Consider the following 23,840-nt stretch of genomic DNA (forward strand, 5'->3'; position numbering starts at 1 on the left):
GGCATCCGTCAATGCCCTCGCCTCGCGTGGCCGGATCGGCATGGAGTTCGAGCTGGACGATATCCAGCCCGCGGCCGAAATGGATGAGCCGTGGGCACGCACCTTTCCCCTCGGCCGCGCACTTTTCGCCGAAGTTCGTGCGAATGGATGGGAGCCCATCGCCGTCTCCTGCACGGCACCCGACCACCCCGGAGCCCGTGGCGAACTCGGCACCATCGAGATCTCGGCCACCAAACGCATCGATGACCACGACGCGATTTCAACCATCTGGGTCGGCGCCGGCGACCACGCCGGTGAGATCGTCGCGGCCCGCGGCGAGGCCGCAGTGCCGTTCCACACCGAGAGTCCCGACCCCTGGGGGGCAGTCCCTCTCGATGGGCCAACCTGCCTCGACACCGATGCACCACCTGCGAAGACCGTGAGTTCCGGAGCAGCGCCGCAGGACCTGTCCACTGTGCGCGCCGACTGAATCAGTCCGCCGGCACCGCCGCTCCGTAGATCGACTTCCACCACCCGTACGCACCCTGCGGAGCACCGCTCGCGGCCTCGTCGATCGGTACCGTCCGTACCTCGCCCTCCCACGGCTCGTAGAACTGTAGTTCGTCGCCGTTGTGGCCGACGAGCAGCACGTAGTGCCGCGGAACACCGGTGTCATCGCCCACCAGGAACGGCACCGGCGTTCCCGAGTCGACCGCCGTGATCGCCCGGCCGATGAGGGCCTGCGCGTCACTGTCCGGACCGATCAGGCTGTACTCCAAATCGACATCGGCATCGAGGATCCTGGAAACCTCATCCCCGTATCCCCACGGTGCCGAGCCGAGCCAGGTCCCGGGCCAAAGGGTGAACTTGTTCGTCTGGATCCGGATCTCCTCCTGCAAGAACCGAAGCCGCTCGGCCGAGGTCAGTCCCGCCTCGGGAAGCCGATCGATCAGTGTGACGTCCGACACATAGTCAGGAACGTACCCATCAACGAACTCGCCCTCGGCGATGAGCAGGGCGAGGAATGGGTCGCGCTGGGCGGCGAGCATCAGGAGCGACGACGACCCGCACGTCGTGTTCGTCATCTGCGTGACGACCGTGCCGTCAGGCGTCGTCAGCGAGCTCCACTCGGCGGCGTCCTCGTTCGTGATCTCGGGAAGCCCGAGCCCCGCGACTGCCTGGATCTGCTTCTGCGTCATGGTCCGCAGCTTCAGCGCCAGCGCAAGTGTGAGCGCGAGCCCCGCGCCGGTCGCGAGCGCGGCGATGATGATCTGACGCTCATCGGGCGCCTCTGCCGTGTCGAGCGCAGCATCCAGGCGCTTCCGCTCCGCCTCGCTCAGCTCGTCTCGAGCGGCGAGGTAGGCCACCCACTCGTCGTGGGAGACGACGGCTCGATCGGGGTCGCCGATGCCATCGGCCAAGGCGAGTATTCCGTCGACGATGTTCACCGTGCGCGAGGTGGGAAGCCCACACAGCCTCGCATACCCGGACGCATCCGTGAATGCGAAGCGGAGCCGCCGCTCGGCCTCGATTACCGTGCCGAGTGCATCTCGGCACGCGATCAGCGCCGCCCTCGCTTCGTCGTAGACGTTGTGAAGCGCGATCATCGTGGCGGCGCAGTGCGAATCGTCCCAGTCGGCTGGCGGCGCTGACACCGTGAACGCGTCACCGCGCGCCGACCTCATTCCCGCCGCGTGGCGATCGAAACGCGACTGACCGTCGTCGAGCTCGTCCGCGTAGGCTTTGAGCGCGTCGGCGATGACGCGGATGCCGCGGGCCTCAAGCCCGGCAAGACCGATGAACGCGCGCACGCGTGTGGCAGCAGTGCGGCCGGCCGCGGCGTCCAGCCCCGCTTCGACGTCGCTGGCACGCCCCTCGAGCGCGGTCGCCTGCGCATCGAGCTCTTCGGCGACGTCCTCGTAGGATTCGGCGCTCCGCTGCACGCTATCCGGTGAACCGCCTGGCCGCAGTAGGTGGTCGCCGGTCCACGTGCGCGCCAGGTCTTCGAGCGTGCCCAGGGCGGTCAGCACGCCGACCGCCGACGGAGATCTTGGCAGCAGACTCAAGACGTTGTCGATCGCTGCGACGCGATCGGTGCACTCGTCATATCGATCCTGCAGGTTCATGCCGCGCCTTCGGACCCCGCAGGGACGCTGATCTGTCGGAGGGTGCTGGCCACCCGCTGCAGGACTGCGGCGGGGTCCGCAACGGTGCCGAGCTCGCTGAGTACTCGGCGCACGGCCTCCCGCCCGTCGTCGGGCCCCTCGACGGCCGCGGAACCAAGGTCGATCACGGCAACGAGCCCCGCGAGTCGAACGCCGACACCGAGGCGATGTACGGTCGGCCAGGCAACCCCAGCACGCGCGAATTCCACGGCCCACCGGGCAATGTCCGCCGGTGCCGCCGGCGTCGCCATCACAAGACCGCCGCCCGACGCCCGCCGCCGGGTTCGCGGCCCGAGGACGCGAGGTCGATGTCGAGGTTCTGGAACGCCGTGAGGTCGTCCTCGATCTCCTGCGCCATCTGCATGAGGCCGTCTCCGACTGTGCGGAACTCCTCGACCCAGACGGCGGTCGCCGCCGTCGCCTCGTCCTTCAGTTCGGGACCGAGTCCGCCGATAGCGAGCACTGTTCCGTGCAACGCCCACGCCGATGCGGTGAGGCGGAGTTGTTCCACGGCGACGTCGACCTGCGACTCGTCGATCCTCACCGAATCCGTCATTTCGCCCTCCACTCGGCACGGTCAGTGCACACCCTCTCACATCGGACCACGCCACGACATGGGGACCGCTGCCCGTCCGACGAGCGGACATGGTGGGGCGGGTGACAGCTGCCCGATGTGCCGCAGCGCCCTCAGCCGAGCATCGTCCCCTCGGCGGACGCCGAGGACTTCGGATCGGGCAGCCGGCGCATCCTGAACGCATTCGCGATGCCGAGGAGACCCGCGAGGATCGGCACGAGCAGGGCCACCTGCAGCGCGATGAATCGCGAGTCGGTGTTGATGCGCAGGATCTCCTCCTGCACGGCGGGCGTCTGATCGACGAGCAGCTCCTCGAGCCCGGTGTTGGTCATGATCTCGGCGTCCTCCTCGAGCACGGTGGAGACCTGCTGCTGCTCGTCGGGGCTGAGCACCGCGCTCGCCTCCGCACTCGCGGTGAACGTGAAGGCGAGCGTCGCAAGCATGATCGCACCGGCGAAGGCGAGACCGAACGAGAGGCCGAACGAGCCGGCAGCGGAGTTCACGCCGGCCGCCTCGCTGACCCGTTCGTCGGAGATCGGCGAGAGCGTGTAGTTGTTCAGCTGCGAGACGAGCAGGCCGAGCCCGCAACCCGCGATGATGAGCGGGATCGTGAGATACCAGCCCGAGTCGGCGATCGGCACGATCGGCACGAGGATCGCGATGCCGATCACGACGAGGGCGAATCCCCACAGGATGATGCTCGCCGGGCGCCGCTTGAGGCCGCGACCGGCCAGCAGCGCGACGACGAACATGCTGAGCGACAGCGGCGCGATCGAGAGTCCCGCCTGCAGCGCGTTGTACTCGAACACCATCTGCAGGTAGATCGGAAGCACGATCATCGTGCCGCCGAGCGCGATCTGCTGCAGCAGCTGCCCACTCGCGCCGGATCTGAACATCTTCGACTCGAAGAGCGTCGGATCGAGCAGCGTCGGCTTGCCGCGACGCTTGCGGCTGCGCAGCCAGAACACGAGGAGCCCGAGCCCGAGCACCCCGATGCCGATGATCAGGCCGACGTAGCCGCCGCCCTCCTGCCAGACCAGGATGCCGGTGACGACGCCGCCCATGCCGACGATCGAGAGCAGTGCGCCGACGAGGTCGATCGATCGATCGCCGTGGTACGGCACGTCCTTCACGAGGCCGATGCCGGCGAGCACCACCGCGATGATCACCGCCTCGAGCGCGAACCCGACCCGCCAGGAGAGGAAGGTCGTGATGAACCCTCCGAGGAGCGGTCCGACGGCGGCGGCGATGGCGGCGGATGCCCCGACCAGCGCGTAGACCCGCTTCTGCTGGGCTCCCTCGAAGTTGCCGTGGATGAGCGACTGCATGGCGGGCAGCAGCAGCGAGGCGCCGATGCCGCCGATGATCGCCCAGAAGATGATGATCGCCGGGAGATCCTGCGCGAAGACCATCGCGATCGCCCCGACCGCGTAGCCGAGCAGGCCGAGGATGTAGGCGAGCTTGCGTCCGATGAGGTCGCCGGTCTTGCCGCCGATGAGGATGAATGCGGCGGAGACGAGCGCCTCCAGGGCGATCGCCCCCTGCACGCCGCTCACCGTGGTGTCGAGATCGCGCACCACCGCCGAGATCGACACGTTCATGAGCGAGGTGTCGACGACCAGCACGAACATGGCCATCGCGAGCAGGAAGGCGAGTCGTCCGTTGAACCGCCCCCCGGCGGCCGAAGTCGGGTCCATGGCTCACTGAATCACATCGCGGCCCCCACCGGAAGAGCCTGTTCACGAGCCGTTCTCCTGCAGCAGCTACCGTGCGGGCCATGTTGAAGCCGCCCTCCGACGACACCTCCGGCCGCGTCGTGCACCTGCTCGAGCGTTTCGACGCCTCCGAGAGTGCGCCGGAGTCGCTCCTGCTCCCGGTGCGGCTGGGTCCGGTCGGTCGGTCGCTGTTCGTCGTCGCGAACGTGGTCGCGACCATCGGCGCCGTCGCGGCCCTCGTGCTGCTCTGGTCCGGCCCGACGCCGGGATGGTGGTACGACGCGATCTTCACCGTCCTGGTCGGCTTCATCCCCGTCGTCCTCTGGGCGCTCCTGATCGGATCGGTCGCCGAGACGAGGAAGGACCGGGCGATGCAGGAGACCTGGTCGGAACTCCGCGACCGGGCACGTGCAGAGCACGGCGATGTGCTCGCCCGGGACATCCGCCTCGCAGAGGACGGCTCGGTCTCGTCGTTCGAACTCACGGTGTCGGGGGCTGAATCGTCGACGTTCCGCGCTCAGTGGCGACCGCGCTCGGCGACGGGCCGCGGCCTGCTGCAGCCGCAGGTGCCGGGGATCGGCGCCCCGGTTCGGATCTGGCGCGCACCGGGGAATACGGGCGGTGTCGACCTGCCGGTCGTCGTCGAGGCGGCCGACCAGAGCGTCGTCACTTCGTCGGGCCACTCCTAGCGAATCGCGAATATTAGCAGCCTCCTGAATCAAGAGACGACACCCGAACAGGGGTGAGAATCACTCATTCTTTCATTTCGGAGGCTCAAGTCGCATTTTCTTCCGATATGTGATGTGATCTCGAAGCTGGCTCATTGCTGAGGGGAAGACGCGGACCTTGATCAAATACTTGGTGCGCCGCGCCATCGGCTGGGTGATGATGATCTTCGTCGCCACGAACCTCGCGTACTTCCTCTCGTGGGCGTACCTCGATCCGAAGAGCAACTACGTCGGCCGCCGCCCCCCGCTGTCGAACGATCAGATCGAGGCGATGCTCGAGCCGCGCAACCTCAGCGACTCGGTTCCGCTCATCGAGCGGTGGTGGACCTGGCTGACCGACATCCTGCTCCACTGGAACTGGGGCGTGAGTCCCGTCGGCGACCCCGTGAACGACCAGATCGCCTACCGGATGTGGGTGAGCGCCGAACTCGTGCTCGGCGCGACGATCATCACGACCCTGCTCGGCATCGCCCTCGGCGTCTACACCGCCTCGCGGCAGTACAAGCTCGCCGACCGCATCGCCACCGGAACCTCGATCATCACACTGAACATCCCGATCGTCGTCGCGGCCCTCGGAATCGTGCTGCTCGCCATCCAGTTCAACGACGCCGTCGGCACCCGCGTCTTCTACGTCACGGGGTCATCGAGTCCGGGCGTGACCGGCTTCTTCCCGACACTCGTCGACGTCGCGCAGCACCTGATCCTGCCGACCTTCGCCCTCGTGCTCGTCGGGTACGCGGGCATCCACTTCCTGCAGCGCTCGCTCCTGCTCGACAACATCAACGCCGACTACGTGCGCACCGCCCGTGCGAAGGGCCTCACGAAGTCGCAGGCGATCCGCCGCCACGCGCTGCGGACCTCGCTCATCCCCGTGACGACGCAGGTGGCGTTCTCGATTCCCGCGATCTTCACCGGCGCGATCCTGACCGAGACGATCTTCGGCTGGAACGGCATGGGCCGTTACTTCTCCGAGACGATCAGCACCAACGACATCCACGGCGCGGTGGCCATCGCCGCGTTCGGTGCCTTGATGACCGCGATCGGCGCGATGCTGGCCGACGTCGCGGTCGTCATCCTCGATCCTCGAGTGCGGGTGAGCTGACATGACCACTGACATGACCTCCGACCAGATCGCCGAACAGATCGCCGACCCTGAGCTGGTCGACCCGATGCTGCACGACGACGAGGACTTCCGAGCGCCCGTCGGGCCGACCCCGAAGCGCACCCCGCGCAAGCGGATGTCGAAGTTCGAGTTGTACGGCCGCCGCTTCATGCGCAACAAGCCCGCCGTCGGCGGTGCGGTCATCTTCGTGTTGATCGTGCTCTTCGCGATCTGCGGAGGGTGGTTCGCCCAGTACGACTACCAGGAACTCGACTTCCTGGCGATCTCCGATCCGCCGTCGGCCGCCCACTGGTTCGGCACCAACGACGCCGGCAACGACAACTACGCCCAGGTCGTGCACGGCCTGCAGCGCTCGCTGCTCATCGCGCTGGTCGTGTCGATCGGCACGACGGTCATCTCGGCCGTCATCGGGGCATCCGCTGCCTACTTCGGCGGTCTCTACGAGCGCATCGCACTGCTCGTCATCCACTTCCTGATGGTCGTCCCGACCTTCCTCCTGCTCGCCATGGTCTCGAGCGACGCCGGTGGCGACTGGATCGTGATCGCGATCGTGCTGATCGCCGTCAACTGGTTCTTCCCGGCGCGCACCATCTGGACGCTCTCGCTCTCGCTGCGCGAGCGCGACTACATCGCGGCTGCTCGCTACATCGGGATCTCCGGCCCGAAGATCGTGCTGCGACACATGCTGCCGAACATCGGCTCGCTCCTGATCATCCAGTTCACGCTCGGCGTCGTCGGCGCGGTGCAGATGGAGACGGGCCTGTCGTTCCTCGGCTTCGGCGTCAAGGCTCCGGATGTCTCGCTCGGTTCGCTCATCGGCACGGGCGCGAGCTCGATCACGAGCTCGCCCTGGCTGTTCTTCTTCCCGGCGGCCGCCCTGACCCTGCTCACCGTCTCGATGGCACTCATCGCCGACGGCCTGCGCGATGCGCTCGATCCCACCTCTGCCGCGGGAGGACGCGCATGAACCACCCGGTGCTCTCCGTTCGCGACCTCCGGGTCAGCTTCCCCTCCGAGGCGGGCCGCGTCGATGCCGTGCGCGGTGTCTCGTTCGACCTCGAGGCGGGCCGCACGCTCGGCATCGTCGGCGAATCGGGATCCGGCAAGTCGGTCACGTCGCTCGCCATCATGGGGCTGCTCGCCGACTCGGCCAAGGTCTCCGGATCGATCAAGTTCGACGGACAGGAACTCCTCGGGCTGTCGGATGCGCAGCTCTCGACGTTCCGCGGCAACGGCATCTCGATGATCTTCCAGGACCCGCTCACGTCGCTGACCCCGGTGTACTCGGTGGGCGACCAGCTCGTCGAGGCGCTCACGACCCACAACCGCATGTCGAAGCGGGCCGCATGGGATCGCGCGGTCGAACTGCTCCGGCTCGTCGGGATCCCCAACGCCGAACGCCGCGTGAAGTCGTTCCCCCACGAGTTCTCGGGCGGCATGCGGCAACGAGTCGTGATCGCGATCGCGATGGCGAACAAGCCGAAGCTCATCATCGCCGACGAGCCGACGACCGCCCTCGACGTCACGATCCAGGCGCAGATCCTCGACCTCATCGGCACGGCGAAGGCCGAGACCGGTGCCGCCGTCGTCATGATCACCCACGACATGGGCGTGGTGGCGAGCACGGCCGACGACGTGCTCGTGATGTACGCGGGCAAGCCCGTCGAGCAGGCACCCGTCGACGAGCTCTTCGCCAGCACCCGCATGCCGTACTCGATCGGGCTCCTCGCCGCGATCCCGCGTGTCGACCAGGCGGGCGAGCAGCCGCTCGTGCCGATCACGGGCAACCCGCCGATCCTCATCGATCTGCCGAAGGGATGCCCCTTCGCCCCGCGCTGCCCGATCGCGATCGACGCCTGCCGCACTGAGGAGCCGCAGCTGCTGCCGGTGCCGGCGCTCCGCGATGGCGCACCGGACGCAGATGCGCACCTGGCGGCCTGCATCCGCGTGCCCGAGATCCGCGACGGCATGATCGACGGGCGCCCGGTCTACCCCACGCCGAAGCGGCCCGAGAACGCCCTGACGCGCCTCCCCAGGGAGGAGCGCCCGGTCACCCTCGACGTCCGCAATCTCCGCAAGGAGTTCCCGCTGCTGAAGGGCGCGTTCCTCAAGCGCCGCATCGGCACGGTGCACGCGGTCAACGGACTCACCTTCGACATCCGCCAGGGCGAGACGATGGCGATCGTCGGCGAGTCCGGCTGCGGCAAGACGACCACGCTCCTCCAGATCATGGATCTCGCCAAGCAGGAGGACGGCGACATCGTGGTCGGCGGCGTCAGCGTCGCGACGCTGTCGGGCCGCGCCGCCGAGCGGGCCGTTCGCCGCGACCTGCAGATCGTCTTCCAGGACCCGATGGGCGCGCTCGACCCGCGCATGACCGTCGCCGACGTCATCTCCGAGCCGCTCGAGGCGATCGGCATGCCGAGGGCCGAACGCGACGAGCGGGTCGACGAGCTGATGGAGCTCGTGGGGCTCGACCCCGCGCACAGCGACCGGTTCCCCGCCGCCTTCTCGGGCGGACAGCGGCAGCGCATCGGCATCGCAAGGGCGCTGTCGACGAACCCCAAGATCGTGGTGCTCGACGAGCCGGTCTCCGCGCTCGACGTGTCGATCCAGGCCGGCGTGATCAACCTGCTCGACGAGCTGAAGGTCAAGCTCGGCCTCTCGTACCTCTTCGTCGCCCACGACCTCTCGGTCGTCCGCCACATCGCCGATCGCGTCGCCGTGATGTACCTCGGTTCGTTCGTCGAGCACGGCGACGTCGATGCGGTGTTCGACGACCCGCAGCATCCGTACACGCAGGCGCTCCTGTCGGCGATCCCGGTGCCCGACCCGGTCGCGGAGCGGACCCGTGAGCGCATCGTGCTGAGCGGCGACCTCCCCAGCCCCACCGAGGCGACGAGCGGATGCAGCTTCGTGAGCCGTTGCCCGCTGTACCAGACGCTCGGCGCCGCCGAGCAGGCACGCTGCGAGGGCGAGAAGCCCGCACTGACCGGCGCCGAAGGGGTGCACACCAATGCGTGCCACCACCGGTGAGCCGGGCCGACGCTCCGAACCTCCGGCATTTTCTTCCTGACCCTTGCAACAGACCGAACCGCCCTCGAAAAGGGCGTCTGAAAGGAGCACCATGAAGTTCAAGTTCACCGGCGCGCTCGCGGCGGGCGCGATCGCCGCGCTCGCCCTGAGCGCCTGCACGGCCGGCGGCGGGGATTCGGCATCGCCCGAGCCCAGTGCCGAGATCAAGGTGGCCGACTACAACCCGCAGCCCCGCGAGAACCTCAAGGACGGCGGCACCGCCACCTTCCGGATCAACGAGATCACGCCGCAGCTGAACCCGTTCAACGGCGACGCCTCGGCGGACACGACGACGCTCTGGACCTGGTCGAACCCGCAGATCATGCTCATGAGCCCCGACGGTGTCGCGGCGAAGAACGACGCCTACCTCACCGATTGGACCACCGAGGTGAAGGACGGCAAGACCGTCGTCACCTTCACGATCAACCCCGAGGCCCACTTCAACGACGGCACGCCGTTGACGTGGAAGTCGTGGGAGACCACGTGGGTCGCCAACAACGGCACCAACGAGGAGTACGCGGCGAGCTCGACCGACGGGTACAGCCTCATCGAGTCGGTCACCCAGGGCGTCGACGAGCGCCAGGCGGTCGTCACGTTCTCGCAGGAGTACGCGTGGAGCGACGGCCTGTTCTGGAACGTGCTGCACCCCGCTGTCGACTCCGCCCAGGTGTACAACGAGGCGTACATGAACAACCCGCACCCCGAGTGGGGCGCAGGGCCGTTCGCGATCAAGGACTTCGACACGAACGGCGGCACCGTCACGTACGAGCGCAACCCCGAGTGGTGGGGCGAGACGGCGAAGCTCGAGACCGTGACCTTCCGCCAGCTCGATGACACGGCTTCGATCAACGCCTTCAAGAACGGCGAGATCGACATGGCCGAGACGCGCACGAAGGACACGCTCGCCCAGGTCGCCGACATGGAGGGCGTCGTCACCTACCGCGCCCAGCGTGCCGCGAACAACCTGTTCCAGCTCGACTCGGAGAAGCCGCAGCTGTCGGACCCGAAGGTGCGCCAGGCCATCATGATGGGCATCAACCGCGAGGCCATCACGAACGTGGTCTGGGACGGACTCGGCTACACGGAGGAGCCCGTCGGCTCGTTCACGCTGTTCCCGTTCCAGGACGGCTACGAGGACGCGCTCGGCGAGGCCGGCTGGAAGTACGACCCCGAGGCGGCCGGCAAGCTGCTCGACGAGGCCGGCTGGGCCGTCGGCGAAGACGGCATCCGTGAGAAGGACGGCGAGAAGCTCTCGCTCACCCTTCCGCTCTTCGGCGACGACCCGGTCACCGAGGCGCGCGGAAAGGTCATCAACGCGCTGATGAAGGACATCGGCGTCGAGATGAAGATCGACGTGCGCCCGTCGTCGGACTTCTCCAGCGACTACACGTCGAAGAACTGGGACGCCGTGATGCTCGCCTTCACGTCGTCCGACCCGTTCGGCTTCGCGTACTTCTGCCAGCTGTACTGCTCGGACAGCTCGCTGAACCTGTCGGCCACGGGCACGCCCGAGATCGACGAGCAGATCCACGAGCTCGAGAAGATCTCGAACCCCGACGAGCAGATCGAGGCGGGCATGAAGCTCGAATCCGAGATCCTCGGCGAGACCTGGGGCGTGTTCCCGCTGTACGCCGGACCGTGGATCGTCACGGCCAAGGAGGGGCTCGCGAACCTGACCCCCGAGACGTACACGGGCCTCGACCTCTTCGGTGTGCACCCCGTCGAGAACGTCGGCTGGGAGAAGTAACCCGATCGCAAAGTGATCGAACGGCTCGGGGCCGGCGGATTCTTCCGCCGGCCCCGTTGCCGTTCACGAACGGTTCCACCGCAGCCGCTACCATGCGGCCATGTCGAAGCCGTCTTCCGAGGTCACCGTGGGCCATGTCGTGCACCTGATCGAGCGATTCGATGCGGCAGACCGCGCGCCGGAGTCACTCCTCCTTCCGAAGCGAATGCGCACACTCGGCCGGGTGATGTTCGCACTTGCCGGTCTGGTCGCGACCGCCGGCGCCGTCGCCGCCCTCGTGATGCTCTGGACCGATGAGACGCCGGGCTGGTGGTTCAACGTGATCTTCACCGTCATGATCGGCGGCATCCCCGTCGTCCTGTGGGCGATCCTGATCGGCTCGATCCAGGACGCCGGCGCCGAGCGTGCGATGCAGGAGGTCTGGCAGGAGCACCGGCACCACGCCCGAGCCGAACGCGGCAGCGTGGCTGATCGCCGCATCGCACTCTCCGACGACGGCTCCGTCTCCTCCTTCGACCTCGTCGTGACCCTCGGCACCGGGGGCACGCTGGAGGGGAGCTGGCGGCCGCGCACCTCCTCGAGTCGCCCGTTGCTGCAGACGCAGGTGCCGGGTGTCGGCACGGCAGTGCGAGTCTGGCGCATCGCCGATGCCGGCGTCGATCCGAGTGCGAGCCCGGTCGTCATCGAGGTGACCGACCCGACGGTCGTCGTCCAGCAGCGAGGCTGACTCCCGCAGCATCGAGGTGACCGACCCGACGGTCGTCGTCCAGCAGCGAGGCTGACTCCCGGTCGACCGCGGTCCCGACGAGCTCCCGCATCGCCGCGGGGATGCGGGACTCCTCGAGGGCGTCGACCATGAGCGGCGCGAACTGCGCCTTGCGCCCGCTGTGCGTGCCGAGGAACCGGCGGAGCTGCGCATCCGTCGGCCGTTCCCGCTGTACCGGCTGGTGCTGGAACCTGCGGAACCGGGCGAGCTCGCCGTGCTCGGCGAGCAGCTCCTGCATGCGGTCGACGCCGAGGGCCCGGATCAGCTCGCCCTCGAGGTCGGGCCGGCAGGCGAAGAAGCCGAGCCGGGCGAGTCCGGCGATCGTGTCGGCCGAGCCGTATCCGCCGTCCTCCACCGCACGACGCACAGCAGGGTGACGGATGCCTCGTGCCCGGGGTCGCCTCGCATGGGCCGACCCTACTCCGCTCACGCACGCGTCGAGCAGGCCCGGGGGTCTAGACGCGATCGTCGAAACGCCCTAAGCTGCCTGAGCTGCGTCATTCGCGCGGCATCAGGCCCGGTGCATCCGGTGAGGAGAGGAGTCGATCATGGCTGTCGTTGTCGTGAACCTCCACGTTCCCTTCACTTGCGAGGCCTCCTTCCGCTAGCAGCACTGCTGCACGGCCCGGTGGCCTCCGCGATCCTCGGAGATCCACCTTGCACATCACCTCGTCTCTCGACGAATCCGCCGTCGTGCGTGCGCACGCGGCATCCCACGCGTTCACGACCCCGCGCTTCGACGCGGGCGACCTCGCCTTCCAGACCACGGAACCGGGCGAGGGCCAACGCTGGTCGACCTGGCCGGCCACCACACCGCTCGAACGCGGCCCGCAGCCGCGGCCCGATTGGCTCGTCACGGATGCCGCGGCGATCGACACCGAACTCGGCGTCGTGAAGACCGGCAAGGAGGCCGACCTGTGCCTCATCGAACGCGCCGTGCCCGATGCCGAGCCCGGCACCCCCGGCAAGCACGTGCTGCTCGCAGCCAAGCGGTACCGCGGCAGCGAGCACAGCGACTTCCACCGCTCCACGGTCTACACCGAGGGGCGCGGCACCCGGCGCAGTCGCGACGCCCGCGCCCTGGCGAAGGGCACGACGTTCGGCCGCGAGGTCGCGCGCGTGCAATGGGCCTACGCCGAGTTCGAGGCGCTGAAGCGGCTCACCGAGCTCGGGGCATCCGTGCCGTACCCGGTGCAGGTGGGCGGCACCGAAGTGCTCATGGAGTTCATCGGCGACGGCCGTGTGGCGGCGCCTCGCCTCGCGCAGGTGCGCGCGACGCCCGACGAGCTGCGCGAGCTGTTCCACCAGATCGTCGAGTTCATGCGAACGCTCGCGCACTCGGGTCTCGCCCACGGCGACCTCTCGCCGTACAACCTGCTCGTGCACGACGGCCGAATGGTCGCGATCGACCTGCCGCAGGTCGTCGATGTCGTGTCGAACCCGCAGGGCTTCGACCTGCTGCACCGCGACTGCAGGAACGTCTGCGACTGGTTCACCCGTCAGCGCCTCGAGTGCGACGCCGAGCAGCTGTTCGGCGAGCTGATCGCCGAGGTCTACAGTTGAGCGGCCGGGGTCTCGACGGGCCGGGACACTCAGGGCTACCCCTGAACGCGGGTCACGTTTCGCGAACATCCATTGCGAATAGGAAGATATCTTCCTACTCTCGATCCATGGCATTTCGAACCCAGTCCCTCGCGGCGATCGCCGCCGGTGCCCTGGTCCTCATCCTGAGCGGATGCGGCGCCGGCGCACTCGACCCGTCCGCCTCCGATTCAGTGACCAGCGCCCCGACGCCCGTCGAGACGACGGCCGGCTCGACCGACGCACCCGTCGATCCCGCGGCGGCCCCGGCGAGCTGCGACACCGTGCTCACCGAGGCGGAGAACCAGCGACTCGCCGCAGAAGGCCACGCTCTCGAAGACGACCCGTTCCTGCTCGGCCCGGTCATGGAGCGCATGGCCGCCGAGGGTGCGCTCGTCTGCGTCTGGAGCAAGCCGAACAGCGACGTCTCGGTCTGGTACGCCCGACTCGACGTGGGCGACCAGGGTGAGACCTGGCTCGCCGAGCTCCAGGCCGACGGATGGCTCGAAGACACCCACCAGGGTGACGGCAGCTACCAGGCACCGGCGGACTACGACGCGAACTACCAGCCCTCCGTGATGCTCGACTCCGGCGTGCTGCACTTCGCGAGCTACAACGCGCTGTTGCGGGAGGTGGCCGAACTGCAGTAGGCGACCCGGCTCGCGGCCGCGCAGGCCGCGAGCCGCGAGCGGTCGAGTGCACAGCAGCGGGTTTCGAACGGGGCAAGACGCGCCCGGCGCGATACAGTGCACGAGATCGCCGCGGATCGGCCATGGCCGGGCGGCGGCGTCACTCACCGTTCACCCGAAACCGGAAGACTCCCGCACATGACCGTTCCCCCCGGCCCGCCCACTGAGGCCTCCAGCTCCGGCACGCCCATTCCCCCTGCCGCTGCGAACAGCGGCGCGATCGGCGCAATGGGGCTCGACCTGCAGGAGGGGCGAGTCATCCCGCGCCGCCAGGTGATCTCGTGGGCGCTGTGGGACTGGGCGACGCAGCCGTTCAACTCGGTCATCCTCACGTTCGTCTTCACGGCCCTCTACCTCACGAGCGACACCTTCCTCGACCCCGCGGTCGCCGCGCTCGGCAAAGACGACCCCGCGTACGAACACGCCATCGCCCAGCTGGCAAGCGGGCTCGGCTGGGCGATCACCATCGCCGGCATCCTCATCGCCCTCCTCGCCCCCGTCCTCGGTCAGCGAGCGGATGTCGCGGGCCGCCGCAAGGTCTGGCTGGGTGGCGCGACCGCGGCGCTCGTGCTCTGCATGCTCGCGCTCTTCTTCGTGCAGGGCTCGCCGGCCTACTTCGTGCTCGGCGTGTCGCTCATCGCCGCCGGCACGGTGTTCAGCGAGATCGCCGGGGTGAACTACAACGCGATGCTCGTGCAGGTCTCGACCCGGCGCACGGTCGGAAAGGTCTCGGGTCTCGGGTGGGGTCTCGGCTACATCGGCGGCATCGTCGCACTCGTGCTCGTCGTGGTCGCTACCTCGTTCGACTGGTGGGGCATGCCGACCGACAACGGGCTCGCCTTCCGGGTGATCGCGGTCGGATGCGCGATCTGGACGCTGATCTTCGCCTGGCCGGTGCTCGTGTACGTGCCGGAGGCACCGCCGGCTCCCGGCCGCGAACGGGTCTCGTTCTGGCGGAGCTACGTCGTGCTCTACCAGGACATCGTCGCCTTGTGGCGCAACACCCGGCCGACGTTCTGGTTCCTGCTCGCGAGCGCCGTCTTCCGCGACGGGCTCGCCGGGGTGTTCGCATTCGGTGCGGTGATCGCGGCCGTCGCCTTCCACTTCAGCTCGAACGACGTCATGATCTTCGGCATCGCCGCGAACCTGCTCGCGGGCGTCTCGACCATCGTCGCCGGGAGGTTCGATGATCGCTTCGGCCCGCGCGCGGTGATTCTCACCGCGCTCGGGGGCCTGGTCGCTGCCGGCCTCCTGGTCTTCTTCCTCCACGACTCCGGCAAGCTCGTGTTCTGGGTGTTCGGCCTCGTGCTCACCCTCTTCGTCGGCCCCGCGCAGGCGGCCTCGCGGTCGTTCCTGGCCCGCGTCACCCCCGCCGGTCGGGAGAGCGAGATCTTCGGCCTCTATGCGACCACCGGGCGCGCCGCGAGCTTCCTCTCGCCGATGCTGTGGTCGGCGTTCATCCTGGTGTTCGGCGCTACGTACTGGGGCATCCTCGGCATCGTGATCGTCGTCGCCGCGGGGCTTGTGCTCATGCTGTTCGTGAAGGAGCCGGCAAGACAATGATGGCGGCCGCGGCCGGGCGCCGAGTCGCAGGATGATTCGGCGACACGCGGCACGACACGCCCTGCCAGGGCCGGATCGTCCTGCGACTCAGCGGACGTGTCGCTTCGAGATCGCGGCTTCTCGTCCGGATGTCCTCGTCGTCAGTCGCGAGGCCAGTCGGCGATGAAGCGGGAGAGCAGGCGGGCGAACTCGGCGGTCTCCTCGGGTGTGAATGCGGCGAGCGCCGTCTCGACGGCGCCGCGGCGCGTGTCGCGGGCGCTCTCGAGCAGCTTGCGGCCGGACGCAGTGAGCACCAGCGCGCTGCGCCGGGCATCCGAGGGATCCGCCTCGCGGCGGACGTGGCCCGCCTCGACGGCGGCCTGCACGAGCCGGCTCGCGCGCGGCTGATCGACGCCGATCGCGTCGGCGAGCTCACTGACCGAGGGCGGACGCTCGGCGCCCTCGAGGGCATCGAGCAACCGGAACCGCGCCGCGTGGGCGAGGGCGTGGCGCCCCGGACCGCCGCCCTGGCCTCGCCCGCGGCCGCGACCTCCCCAACCCTCGGGGCCGCCGCGCCCACGCCGATGATCACCGTGATCGTCGTGGTCATCATGCTCGGGATGGTCTCCGGGGACGTGCCCGCCATGGCCGTGCCCGTGCGCACGCGAGTGGCCGCCGCCGTGCCCGTCGTGGCCCTCCTCGCCGAAGTGCTCGGCCCGGCGTTGCAGCCGCCGCCGCTCCTGGTCGCGCCGCATCGTGACGAGGGCCTGCTCGATGAGCGTGATCGGGTCGTTCGAAGCGTGAGCCGCGGCATCCGACCCTGAGTGTTCTCCGGGAGGCACTTGACTCGATGCGTTCATGTATGTCATTGTACATATACATGCTACAGTGCATGCAATTGATCGGGTGCCCCACCCGGGTTCGAGCGAACGCCGACTGAGCGAACGCCGCCCGAGCGCACCCGCCCTCAGCGGGCGAGCCTCCAGCGCCGCCCGCGACACCGACGCGCACCGCGTCACGAAAGGAACACCCATGACCACCCACGACAACCACACCAACGACGACCGCGACACGACGAGCCCGCGACCCTTCGGCTTCTGGCTCCGGGTCATCGACCGCCGTCTCGACGAGGCGATGCGCGAACTCTTCGCCGAAGAGGGCATCACCCGCCGCGACTGGCGCCGACTCAACCTCGTCGCCGGCACCGTCACCGACCCCCGCATGAGCGAGAAGCTCGCAGCTCGCCCCGAGCGCGTCGAGCCCCTCGTCGAGCGCGGCTGGGTCGAAGGCGAGCCCGGCGCTTGGCGCCTGACCGAGGCCGGCAAGGCCGCGCGTGCATCACTGCACGAGCGCGTCGCAACGCTCCGCGCCACGGTCGCCGGGGCCGTCAGCCCCGAGGACTTCGCGACGACCCTGGCCTCGCTCGAGGCGATCGCCCGCGAGCTCGGCTGGGTCGAAGGCGAGCGGATGCCGCGTCGCCACGGCCGCGGCTTCGGCCGCCGTCACGGCGCGGGCTTCGGCCACCGTCATGACGGCGAGGGCGGCTTCGGCCACCGTCACGGCGGAGGCTTCGCACACGGCGACGGTCACGGCCGCGGCGGCCCGGGCCTCACCGACGTGCACGTCCACGTGCACGTGCACGGCGACGCCGGCCAGCACGGCCACCCGCATGACCACGGCGCCCACGGCCGCGGCAGCGACTGCGGCGAGCGCGGCCACCACGGCGAGCGCCACCCCGACGCTTCCTGACCGCACCGAGCAGAGGGGCCCGCACACGCAGATCCCTCTGCTCGGCTCACCGCTTGTTCGGGCAGTCGAACGAGCCGGGCTGCTCGCCCTTCACACACCCCTGATCGTCGTGGCGCCCGTTCGGCGTGCCGCCCTCGGGCGCCGCGTCGACGACGCTCGTCGTCACGGCCGTCCACGATGTGGTGGTGCCTGCTGGGAAGCCGAATCCGTCGTCGCGCGTCTGCACGCGCCGCTCGCCGATCAACTGCCCGGTGGCCGGGTCGATGATCAGGTCCTGGCGGGCGCCGTCGGCCTCCTCGAGCCGGCCGATCGCGATGCCGACGCGGCCGTCGAGGTTCGCCTGCTCCTCGGTCACCGTGACCCCGGGAATCATCGCCGCCGCCTCGTACATCGCCGCGCGCAGGTCGGCGGGCACCGCGCCCGTTCGCAGTGTGTCGGCGATCCACACGAGCGCCTCGCCGTCAGGCGACTGCCCGGCACCGGCCGTCTCCGTGTAGATCTGGTTGAGCAGTCGATGCGGATCGCGCGGGAGCGAGTCGAGTCGCGCCGGGTCGTGCAGAGCCGGGCTGCCGTAGAACTCGCCGCGCGGCGCGCGCAGGCGCTCGACGTAGTCCGCGCCCATCCCGGCGGTGACCGCTTCCATGCTCAGGCGCGCCGCCTCCTCCGACTCCGGTCCGAAGGTCTCGTACACGCTCGACAGGGGCCTGATCCAGACCCACTCGTCGTCGCGGTCGGCCGGGATGTAGAGCTCCTCCTCCACGATCGTGAGGAAGCTCGCCGACGCCCCGCCCGCGCTGCCGCCGACGGTCGTCCCGTAGACCGCGCTCGAGTCGATGCGCAGGTACTGGCCCGGGCCGACCACGGGGTCGGAGTTCGCGATCGCGGCGACGGATGCCTCGTGCAGCACCGCCGCCGCCGCGGCATCCGCCCCGCCCCGCCACCCGGCGAACCCGAGCACGTTGGTCGCAACGAGCGCGACGATGACCCCGCCCGCCGCCACGGTGCCGAGTCCGGCGAAGCCGACGCGGCGACGCCACGGGTGTTCGCGGGGCGGACGGCCGGCCGCGGACCGACCGGCGGTCGGCGCCCCTGCGCCGACGACCGACTCGGCCTCGATCCGCTCGATGAGCGCCGCCTTCGCCGCAGCCATCGCCGCATCGCTGGGCGGCTCGATCTCGTCATGCGCGTTGCGCAGCAGCGTCAACTCGTCCATGGTCTCTCTCCAAGTCGCTGGTCGGGTCTGCGCCGACGGCGCCGCGCAGGCGACGTCGGGCGCGATTGAGTCGTGAGCGCACGGTGCCGACGGGGATGCCGAGCGCCGCGGCGACCCCCTCGTAATCGAGATCGCCCCAGGCGTAGAGCAGCAGGGCGTCACGGTCTCGTGCGTGCAGCGCCCGCAGTGCCGAGGCGAGTCGCCGCGACATCCGCTCGGCGTCGATCTGCTCGTCTGAACGCTCGAGCGCGTCGGGGGTGATCTCGGCGGCGAGCGCCGCGACCATGCCCTTCCACGCCTTCGCCTCCAGCCGCGCGCGTTGCTTCATGAGCGTCGTCGCGATGCCGAAGAGCCACGGCCGCGCGTCGGCGACGCCGACGTCGAACGCCGCCCTCCGCTCGAACGCCACGAGGAAGGTCTCGGCCATGACGTCGTCGGCGGCCTGTTGCCCGAGTCGTCGCGCGGCGTAGCGATGGATGCTCGTCGCGTGACGGTCGAACAACACTCCGAAGACGGCCGGCTCGTCCGCCGACCGCCTGATCACCTCGTTGTCGTCGCTCACACCTGGTATTGCACCATCGGGGGCATCGAGTTCACGTTTGCCGCCGATGGCGTCAGGCGACGAGGTCGTCGACCTCGGCCAGCCGGGCGAGCAGCGCGTCGTCCGCCCCCGCTGAGCGCAGGCGCGTGACGAGCGCGCGACGCGCGAAGACATACGGCTGGTTCGAGCCGTCGAGCAACGAGCGCGTGTTCGCGGCGTCGAGCAGCGCGGTCGCCTCGAAGGCGAACTGCGCCGGGTCCTCATCGGGGCCGACCTCGCCCTGCGCGATGGCGAAGCCGAACGAGGCGGCGATGTAGCCGTTCCACTCGGCGAGGGCTACGGCGAGCGCGTCACGCACCGGCCCCGGCTTCGTGTCGAACTCGGAGGTGACTCCGGCGAAGAAGCATCCGCCGGCGAAGACGCGGTCTCTCGAGTACGCGATCCAACCGTCGAGCAGGGCGACGATCCGAACGATGCCTCGTGGCTCGACCCGCGCCGGCTCGATGACGCTCGCGACGAAGCGCAGGCGGGCCGCTTCGACGGCGGCGAGCTGCAGGCGCTCCTTCGTGCCGAAGAGGGTCGCGACGCCGCTCTTGCTGACGTGCGCGGCCTCGGCGAGGCGCCCGATCGACAGGCCGTCGAGCCCTTCGACGGAGGCGAGGTCGACGGCGTGGTCGAGCACGTGGCGCCGCGACGCGTCGCCCTTCAGTCGTCGCCCGTCGGTCTCGATCATGTCTTGATTGTACGCACGATCGTTCGTATAGTATGCGTACGACCGTTCGTATTGTCAGGTGACACGTTCAAGGAGTACCGATGTCAGCAGCATCCGCCATCGCCACCGGGGTACGCGCCGCTGCGCGTCTCTCCCCCGAGGCCGGCGCCGCCCTCGCCCTGCCGCTCTTCATGCGCGTCGGCCGCCGCACTCCGGTCGCCGCAAGCGATCTGGCGACGCACCGCTCGGCCCGCCGGGGCAGCGTGCGGATTCCGGGCATCGGCGGCACGGGCGTCGACATCGTCACCTACGAGTGGGGCGCCGGTGAGCGCACGGTGCTGCTCGCGCACGGGTGGCAATCGCGCGCGAGCGTGTTCGGCCCGCTCATCCGCGAGCTTCGCAGCGAGGGATTCCGCGTGCTCGCCTTCGATGCGCCCGCCAACGGCGACTCCCCCGGGCGCGGCACCTACCTCGTCGACCACCTCGACGTCATCGCCGAGCTCACCCGACGCGAGGGGCCGTGGCACGCGCTCGTCGGCCACTCGTTCGGATCGCTCGCCGCGCTCGTGTCGGTGCACGACGGCACCCCGACGACCCGGGTCGTCGGCATCGCCGGCGCGGCCGATCCCCGGGTCTTCGTCGAGGGGTTCGGCGAAATGCTCGGCCTCGACGGGGGCACCCGCGACGCCCTCGCGGCACGGTTCGCCGGCCGCGTCTTCACCGGAGAGCCCGACCCGTTCGAGCGCTACTCGGCGGTGCGGCATCCGCTGCCCGGCGGCACGCCGCTGCTGCTCGTGCACGACCGCGGCGACCGGCGGGTGCCGTTCACCGAGTCCGAGCGACTGCTCGAGGCGAACGGCGACCGGGCTCAGCTGCTCGCGACCGAGGGGCTCGGGCACAACCGCGTGCTTCGCGCCGACGTCACGCTCGACGCCGTGATGGCATTCCTGGTCGCCCCCGAGGCGACGCTCGTCGAGCCCGAGGCGACACGCCCGGGCCGCACGACACTCGACGAGCACTCCCCGGCGGCCTCCCGTTGACGGGTGCCCGCTGAGGCGAGTCAGCTCGCGATGAGGGCGAGCAGCACCGCCAGGCGGTCCTCGCCATCGCCCGGAACCCGGCGGGAGCGCTGCAGCAGCGTCAGGCCATGGAGGCTCGCCCACAGCACCTCGGCGAGCGTGTCGGGATGCTCGGTGAACGGCTGCACCACCGCGCGGATCTCGGAGAACCCCGCGACCAGTTGCGGCAGAGTGCGCGCTTCGGCGAAGGCGAGCCCCGTGCCGCGCACGAACATCGCGTCGTACATGGCGGGATGCGCCGCGGCGTAGCCCAGGTAGGCGCGACTGAGCGCCTCGAGCGCCTGCTCGGGGTCGGACGCGCTCGCGCGAGCCTGCGCGAGGGCATCGGCGATCTCACCGAAGCCCTCGACGGCGACCGCATCGATCACCGCATCCATCGACTCGAAGTGCGAGTAGATGACCGGCTGCGTGTAGTCGATCGCATCGGCCAGTCGTCGCGAGGTGACGGCCGGCCAGCCCTCGGCCTCGGCGAACTCGCGGGCGGCCGCGAGGATCGCGCCCCGCCGCTGCTCACGTCGCCGCGCCATGCGTTCGCTCGTTGCCACGAACCGAGACTATCGCTCGAACGAAAGGGATGCTAGCGTCACTATAAATCTTTCAGCGAAAGGAATCACATGGACCTCGCACAGTTCACCCCGGCGACCTGGATCGGCGCCTCGCTCGCGCTCGTGCTCGCCCTGGGCATCATCTTCGTCGGCGTCTCGTACCTCGTCGCGCCGACCTCCACAGGGCGGGGCTTCGGCTTCACCAGCGCGATCACGCCCGAAGTGACCCCGTGGCAGCACATCAAGGGTCCGCGCGACATCGTCTCGGGGCTCGTCGTCATCGCGATGCTCGTCTTCTTCGGGCCGGCGGCAGCCGCGGTCATCCTGCTCGTCGAAGCGCTCACGCCGATCGGCGACGCGCTCATGATCGTCCGCAATCACGGCCGGCTGGCGGTCGCGGTCGGCGTCCACGCCTCGACGGCGGCGGTGATGATCGTCGCTGCGGTGCTGCTCTTTCTCTGAGAGCCCGACGAGGGGTCAGTCGCCCCGCGAGCCGGCGTCGGTGACACCGACATCCGTGCGGTGGAACTGGTGGAACGAGCGCGAGGCCGTCGGCCCACGCTGGCCCTGGTAGCGGTTCGCGTACTCGGCGGAGCCGTAGGGCCGCTCGCTCGGCGACGACAGGCGGAAGAAGCACATCTGGCCGATCTTCATGCCCGGCCAGAGCTTGATCGGCAGCGTCGCGACGTTCGAGAGCTCGAGCGTGACGTGCCCGGTGAAGCCCGGGTCGATGAAGCCCGCGGTCGAGTGCGTCAGCAGACCCAGCCGGCCGAGCGAGCTCTTGCCCTCGAGTCGGGCGGCGACGTCGTCGGGCAGGGTCACGGCCTCGTAGGTCGAGGCGAGCACGAACTCGCCCGGGTGCAGGATGAACGCCTCATCGGGCCGCACCTCGATGAGGTGGGTCAGCTCGGGCTGGTCTTCGGCCGGGTCGATGAACGGGTACTTGTGGTTGTCGAAGAGACGGAAGTACCGGTCGAGGCGCACGTCGATCGACGAGGGCTGGATCATGCCCGGCTCGTACGGGTCGAGCCCGATGCGGTTCGCGTCGAGTTCGGCCCGGATGTCACGATCTGAGAGCAGCACGCTGCCAGCGTAGCAACGCGGTCCGACGCCGGTGGTCGGGCAGCGAAGCATCGCGAGCACCTCAGTGCGGCGAGGCGAACGCCTCGTCCGGCATCAGGGCCGTCTCGGCGGTGCATCCGAGCTCGCCGGGCTGCAGCAGGATGTCCGGAACGTACAGGCGCTCGGCGACCCCGTTCGCGCTGCGCACCAGCAGGCAGTCGTGGGCGTCCCGCATCGCGAGACCGACGCGGTCGCCGTCGCGCGTCACCTGCACCTCGGCGATCGGCGGGCCGTCGGCCGCCTGCGGCAGTTGGGCCGCGATGGCCGCGGCGATCTCATCGGCCGGCGCGTCGGCGGATGCCGCGAGCACGGCGATCGCGACCGACTCCGCCTGCTCGGGGATCACCGCGCGGGCGTCCGCAGGCGGGGCGACCGCGACGAGCGGTCCCGGGCAGTCGACGGTGGTCGCGCCGCCGTCGACGAACCCCCAGCGATCGAACTCGAGGCGGACGCAGTAGTCGCGCTGGGGTGCACCCTCGACGGATGCCTCGGTGAGGCGGCTGCCCAACACGAGCGCCCCCACCGGCTCCTGCCAGGACGAATCGTCGTACGGTTCGATGCCCACGAGCACGAAGGGATCGGCGTGGTCGGGCGAGCCCGGCATCCACCCGGAGCCCTGCTCAGGCTCCACGCCAGTGCCCGAGAGGTGGGATCCGATGCGGCGCGCGTACTCGGCGATGCCGTCGGCTGGCGCCTCGAGGCCAGTGGACTGCGAGATGAACCCCGCATCGCCGGCCGCGGAGACGGCCTGCTCGTCGAGTTGTTGTTCGAGGCGGCCGCGCTCCGCGGGCGGCGACGAGCACGCCGCGAACGCGACGACGGCCGCGATCGCGCCGGCCACGACGATGAGACGACTCCGATGCTCCCTCATGGGGTCGAGCCTGCCGCATGGATGATGCCGCTCACGGCACATGATCTGGGCGATTCCGACGGCCGGGTAGCGGAGTGCATCACGTCCATTGATACGATGGGGATCGCTGCACCCACGGGATGCCGCATGCGGATGTAGTTCAATGGTAGAACTTCAGCTTCCCAAGCTGATAGCGCGGGTTCGATTCCCGTCATCCGCTCCACAGCTGGAAACCACGCCTCCCGGGCCCTCGACCATTCGAGCGACTCGAGGGGCGTTTCGCTCTTTCCTCGCTGTTTTCAGCACCGAACTGCTCCAGAACGGCCGACTGATCAGCCCGGTCGA

Annotated in this window: 25 protein-coding genes and 1 tRNA gene; 15 read left to right on the plus strand and 11 right to left on the minus strand. The window is 69.4% G+C overall.

Features of this window, described 5'->3' with window-relative positions:
• The first annotated feature begins 40 nt into the window (after nt 1-40).
• A complete protein-coding gene (locus ASE14_RS20575) occupies nt 41-469 on the plus strand; it encodes a hypothetical protein (protein ID WP_157372942.1) in 429 nt (142 codons plus the stop codon).
• 1 nt (nt 470) lies between these two features.
• Here the strand turns inward: ASE14_RS20575 and ASE14_RS11255 are convergent, their stop codons facing one another.
• From ASE14_RS11255 to ASE14_RS11270, 3 genes are all read right to left on the minus strand, one after another.
• Complete coding sequence (locus ASE14_RS11255) at nt 471-2,360, minus strand: hypothetical protein (RefSeq protein ID WP_157372943.1); 1,890 nt, start codon at nt 2,358-2,360, stop codon at nt 471-473.
• A gap of 34 nt (nt 2,361-2,394) precedes the next feature.
• Nucleotides 2,395-2,700 carry a hypothetical protein gene (locus ASE14_RS11265; RefSeq protein ID WP_056654661.1) on the minus strand — a complete coding sequence of 102 codons (306 nt, stop codon included), beginning with the start codon at nt 2,698-2,700 and terminating at the stop codon, nt 2,395-2,397.
• Nucleotides 2,701-2,831: 131 nt separating this feature from the next.
• Nucleotides 2,832-4,415 carry an MFS transporter gene (locus ASE14_RS11270; RefSeq protein ID WP_056654662.1) on the minus strand — a complete coding sequence of 528 codons (1,584 nt, stop codon included), beginning with the start codon at nt 4,413-4,415 and terminating at the stop codon, nt 2,832-2,834.
• Nucleotides 4,416-4,495: 80 nt separating this feature from the next.
• Between ASE14_RS11270 and ASE14_RS11275 the strand changes: the two genes are divergently transcribed.
• The 6 genes from ASE14_RS11275 (at nt 4,496) to ASE14_RS11300 (ending at nt 11,833) form a co-directional block, all read left to right on the plus strand.
• A complete protein-coding gene (locus tag ASE14_RS11275; protein WP_056654663.1) occupies nt 4,496-5,122 on the plus strand; it encodes a hypothetical protein in 627 nt (208 codons plus the stop codon).
• 157 nt (nt 5,123-5,279) lie between these two features.
• Complete coding sequence (locus ASE14_RS11280) at nt 5,280-6,263, plus strand: ABC transporter permease (protein ID WP_056654664.1); 984 nt, start codon at nt 5,280-5,282, stop codon at nt 6,261-6,263.
• A gap of 1 nt (nt 6,264) precedes the next feature.
• Nucleotides 6,265-7,251 (plus strand): ABC transporter permease, encoded by a 987-nt coding sequence (locus tag ASE14_RS11285; protein WP_235511257.1) that lies wholly within the window; start codon nt 6,265-6,267, stop codon nt 7,249-7,251.
• On the plus strand, nt 7,248-9,320 hold the full coding sequence (locus ASE14_RS11290; protein WP_056654665.1) for an ABC transporter ATP-binding protein: 2,073 nt from the start codon (nt 7,248-7,250) through the stop codon (nt 9,318-9,320). The genes ASE14_RS11285 and ASE14_RS11290 overlap by 4 nt, the downstream gene beginning before the upstream one ends.
• A gap of 91 nt (nt 9,321-9,411) precedes the next feature.
• Complete coding sequence (locus ASE14_RS11295) at nt 9,412-11,106, plus strand: ABC transporter family substrate-binding protein (RefSeq protein WP_056654666.1); 1,695 nt, start codon at nt 9,412-9,414, stop codon at nt 11,104-11,106.
• Nucleotides 11,107-11,206: 100 nt separating this feature from the next.
• Entirely contained in the window at nt 11,207-11,833 is a 627-nt protein-coding gene (locus ASE14_RS11300; protein WP_056654667.1) for a hypothetical protein, read from the plus strand.
• Here ASE14_RS11300 and ASE14_RS11305 read toward each other — a convergent pair.
• The gene (locus tag ASE14_RS11305) at nt 11,787-12,227 is read right to left on the minus strand and encodes a hypothetical protein (RefSeq protein WP_056654668.1); all 441 of its coding nucleotides are present in this window, start codon (nt 12,225-12,227) and stop codon (nt 11,787-11,789) included. The two genes, ASE14_RS11300 and ASE14_RS11305, sit on opposite strands and share 47 nt — an antisense overlap.
• Before the next feature lie 302 nt (nt 12,228-12,529).
• On the opposite strand from ASE14_RS11305, the gene ASE14_RS11310 reads away from it, so the two are divergent.
• From ASE14_RS11310 to ASE14_RS11320, 3 genes are all read left to right on the plus strand, one after another.
• A complete protein-coding gene (locus ASE14_RS11310; RefSeq protein WP_235511258.1) occupies nt 12,530-13,435 on the plus strand; it encodes a serine protein kinase RIO in 906 nt (301 codons plus the stop codon).
• 107 nt (nt 13,436-13,542) lie between these two features.
• Nucleotides 13,543-14,103: a hypothetical protein gene (locus ASE14_RS11315; RefSeq protein WP_056654669.1), complete on the plus strand. Its 561-nt coding sequence runs from the start codon at nt 13,543-13,545 to the stop codon at nt 14,101-14,103.
• Between the two features lie 177 nt (nt 14,104-14,280).
• Entirely contained in the window at nt 14,281-15,705 is a 1,425-nt protein-coding gene (locus ASE14_RS11320; protein ID WP_056654670.1) for an MFS transporter, read from the plus strand.
• Nucleotides 15,706-15,845: 140 nt separating this feature from the next.
• Here ASE14_RS11320 and ASE14_RS21220 read toward each other — a convergent pair whose 3' ends face one another.
• The gene (locus ASE14_RS21220) at nt 15,846-16,163 is read right to left on the minus strand and encodes a MarR family winged helix-turn-helix transcriptional regulator (RefSeq protein ID WP_056654671.1); all 318 of its coding nucleotides are present in this window, start codon (nt 16,161-16,163) and stop codon (nt 15,846-15,848) included.
• A 27-nt stretch (nt 16,164-16,190) separates the two neighbouring features.
• On the opposite strand from ASE14_RS21220, the gene ASE14_RS21225 reads away from it, so the two are divergent.
• Nucleotides 16,191-16,508: a hypothetical protein gene (locus tag ASE14_RS21225; RefSeq protein WP_235511259.1), complete on the plus strand. Its 318-nt coding sequence runs from the start codon at nt 16,191-16,193 to the stop codon at nt 16,506-16,508.
• A gap of 208 nt (nt 16,509-16,716) precedes the next feature.
• Nucleotides 16,717-17,433, plus strand: a complete 717-nt coding sequence (locus ASE14_RS11335; protein WP_056654673.1) for a MarR family winged helix-turn-helix transcriptional regulator — start codon at nt 16,717-16,719, stop codon at nt 17,431-17,433.
• A gap of 46 nt (nt 17,434-17,479) precedes the next feature.
• On the opposite strand, the gene ASE14_RS11340 is transcribed toward ASE14_RS11335, so the two are convergent.
• The 3 genes from ASE14_RS11340 to ASE14_RS11350 are packed head-to-tail and all read right to left on the minus strand — an operon-like array spanning nt 17,480 to nt 19,920.
• Entirely contained in the window at nt 17,480-18,646 is a 1,167-nt protein-coding gene (locus tag ASE14_RS11340; RefSeq protein WP_056654674.1) for a CU044_5270 family protein, read from the minus strand.
• Nucleotides 18,612-19,208, minus strand: a complete 597-nt coding sequence (locus tag ASE14_RS11345; RefSeq protein WP_235511262.1) for an RNA polymerase sigma factor — start codon at nt 19,206-19,208, stop codon at nt 18,612-18,614. The genes ASE14_RS11340 and ASE14_RS11345 overlap by 35 nt, the downstream gene beginning before the upstream one ends.
• Nucleotides 19,209-19,260: 52 nt before the next feature.
• Nucleotides 19,261-19,920: a TetR/AcrR family transcriptional regulator gene (locus tag ASE14_RS11350; RefSeq protein WP_056654675.1), complete on the minus strand. Its 660-nt coding sequence runs from the start codon at nt 19,918-19,920 to the stop codon at nt 19,261-19,263.
• 80 nt (nt 19,921-20,000) lie between these two features.
• Here ASE14_RS11350 and ASE14_RS11355 point away from each other — a divergent pair, with 80 nt between their 5' ends.
• Nucleotides 20,001-20,939 (plus strand): S9 family peptidase, encoded by a 939-nt coding sequence (locus ASE14_RS11355; RefSeq protein WP_056654676.1) that lies wholly within the window; start codon nt 20,001-20,003, stop codon nt 20,937-20,939.
• 20 nt (nt 20,940-20,959) lie between these two features.
• Here ASE14_RS11355 and ASE14_RS11360 read toward each other — a convergent pair whose 3' ends face one another.
• Complete coding sequence (locus ASE14_RS11360; protein ID WP_200953310.1) at nt 20,960-21,523, minus strand: TetR/AcrR family transcriptional regulator; 564 nt, start codon at nt 21,521-21,523, stop codon at nt 20,960-20,962.
• 69 nt (nt 21,524-21,592) lie between these two features.
• On the opposite strand from ASE14_RS11360, the gene ASE14_RS11365 reads away from it, so the two are divergent.
• Entirely contained in the window at nt 21,593-21,985 is a 393-nt protein-coding gene (locus ASE14_RS11365) for a DUF4267 domain-containing protein (protein WP_056654678.1), read from the plus strand.
• A gap of 15 nt (nt 21,986-22,000) precedes the next feature.
• Here the strand turns inward: ASE14_RS11365 and dcd are convergent, their stop codons facing one another.
• Nucleotides 22,001-22,606: a dCTP deaminase gene (gene dcd / locus ASE14_RS11370; RefSeq protein WP_056007332.1), complete on the minus strand. Its 606-nt coding sequence runs from the start codon at nt 22,604-22,606 to the stop codon at nt 22,001-22,003.
• A 61-nt stretch (nt 22,607-22,667) separates the two neighbouring features.
• A complete protein-coding gene (locus ASE14_RS11375; RefSeq protein ID WP_056654679.1) occupies nt 22,668-23,516 on the minus strand; it encodes a hypothetical protein in 849 nt (282 codons plus the stop codon).
• A 128-nt stretch (nt 23,517-23,644) separates the two neighbouring features.
• Between ASE14_RS11375 and ASE14_RS11380 the strand changes: the two genes are divergently transcribed.
• Nucleotides 23,645-23,718, plus strand: a tRNA-Gly gene (locus ASE14_RS11380).
• The last annotated feature ends 122 nt before the right edge of the window (nt 23,719-23,840 follow it).

This window comes from Agromyces sp. Root81, assembly GCF_001429165.1.
Classification (GTDB): Bacteria; Actinomycetota; Actinomycetes; order Actinomycetales; family Microbacteriaceae; genus Agromyces.

Excerpts from the sequence above, each read along its gene's own strand:
- ASE14_RS11365 (WP_056654678.1), top strand. The coding sequence starts at position 21,593 with ATGGACCTCGCACAGTTCACCCCGGCGACCTGGATCGGCGCCTCGCTC.
- ASE14_RS11335 (WP_056654673.1), top strand. The coding sequence starts at position 16,717 with ATGACCACCCACGACAACCACACCAACGACGACCGCGACACGACGAGC.
- ASE14_RS11315 (WP_056654669.1), top strand. The coding sequence starts at position 13,543 with ATGGCATTTCGAACCCAGTCCCTCGCGGCGATCGCCGCCGGTGCCCTG.
- ASE14_RS11295 (WP_056654666.1), top strand. The coding sequence starts at position 9,412 with ATGAAGTTCAAGTTCACCGGCGCGCTCGCGGCGGGCGCGATCGCCGCG.
- ASE14_RS11355 (WP_056654676.1), top strand. The coding sequence starts at position 20,001 with ATGTCAGCAGCATCCGCCATCGCCACCGGGGTACGCGCCGCTGCGCGT.
- ASE14_RS11350 (WP_056654675.1), bottom strand. The coding sequence starts at position 19,920 with ATGATCGAGACCGACGGGCGACGACTGAAGGGCGACGCGTCGCGGCGC.
- ASE14_RS11265 (WP_056654661.1), bottom strand. The coding sequence starts at position 2,700 with ATGACGGATTCGGTGAGGATCGACGAGTCGCAGGTCGACGTCGCCGTG.
- ASE14_RS11270 (WP_056654662.1), bottom strand. The coding sequence starts at position 4,415 with ATGGACCCGACTTCGGCCGCCGGGGGGCGGTTCAACGGACGACTCGCC.
- ASE14_RS11275 (WP_056654663.1), top strand. The coding sequence starts at position 4,496 with ATGTTGAAGCCGCCCTCCGACGACACCTCCGGCCGCGTCGTGCACCTG.
- ASE14_RS11285 (WP_235511257.1), top strand. The coding sequence starts at position 6,265 with ATGACCACTGACATGACCTCCGACCAGATCGCCGAACAGATCGCCGAC.
- ASE14_RS11290 (WP_056654665.1), top strand. The coding sequence starts at position 7,248 with ATGAACCACCCGGTGCTCTCCGTTCGCGACCTCCGGGTCAGCTTCCCC.
- ASE14_RS20575 (WP_157372942.1), top strand. The coding sequence starts at position 41 with ATGGAGTTCGAGCTGGACGATATCCAGCCCGCGGCCGAAATGGATGAG.
- ASE14_RS11340 (WP_056654674.1), bottom strand. The coding sequence starts at position 18,646 with ATGGACGAGTTGACGCTGCTGCGCAACGCGCATGACGAGATCGAGCCG.
- ASE14_RS11320 (WP_056654670.1), top strand. The coding sequence starts at position 14,281 with ATGACCGTTCCCCCCGGCCCGCCCACTGAGGCCTCCAGCTCCGGCACG.
- ASE14_RS11375 (WP_056654679.1), bottom strand. The coding sequence starts at position 23,516 with ATGAGGGAGCATCGGAGTCGTCTCATCGTCGTGGCCGGCGCGATCGCG.
- ASE14_RS11300 (WP_056654667.1), top strand. The coding sequence starts at position 11,207 with ATGTCGAAGCCGTCTTCCGAGGTCACCGTGGGCCATGTCGTGCACCTG.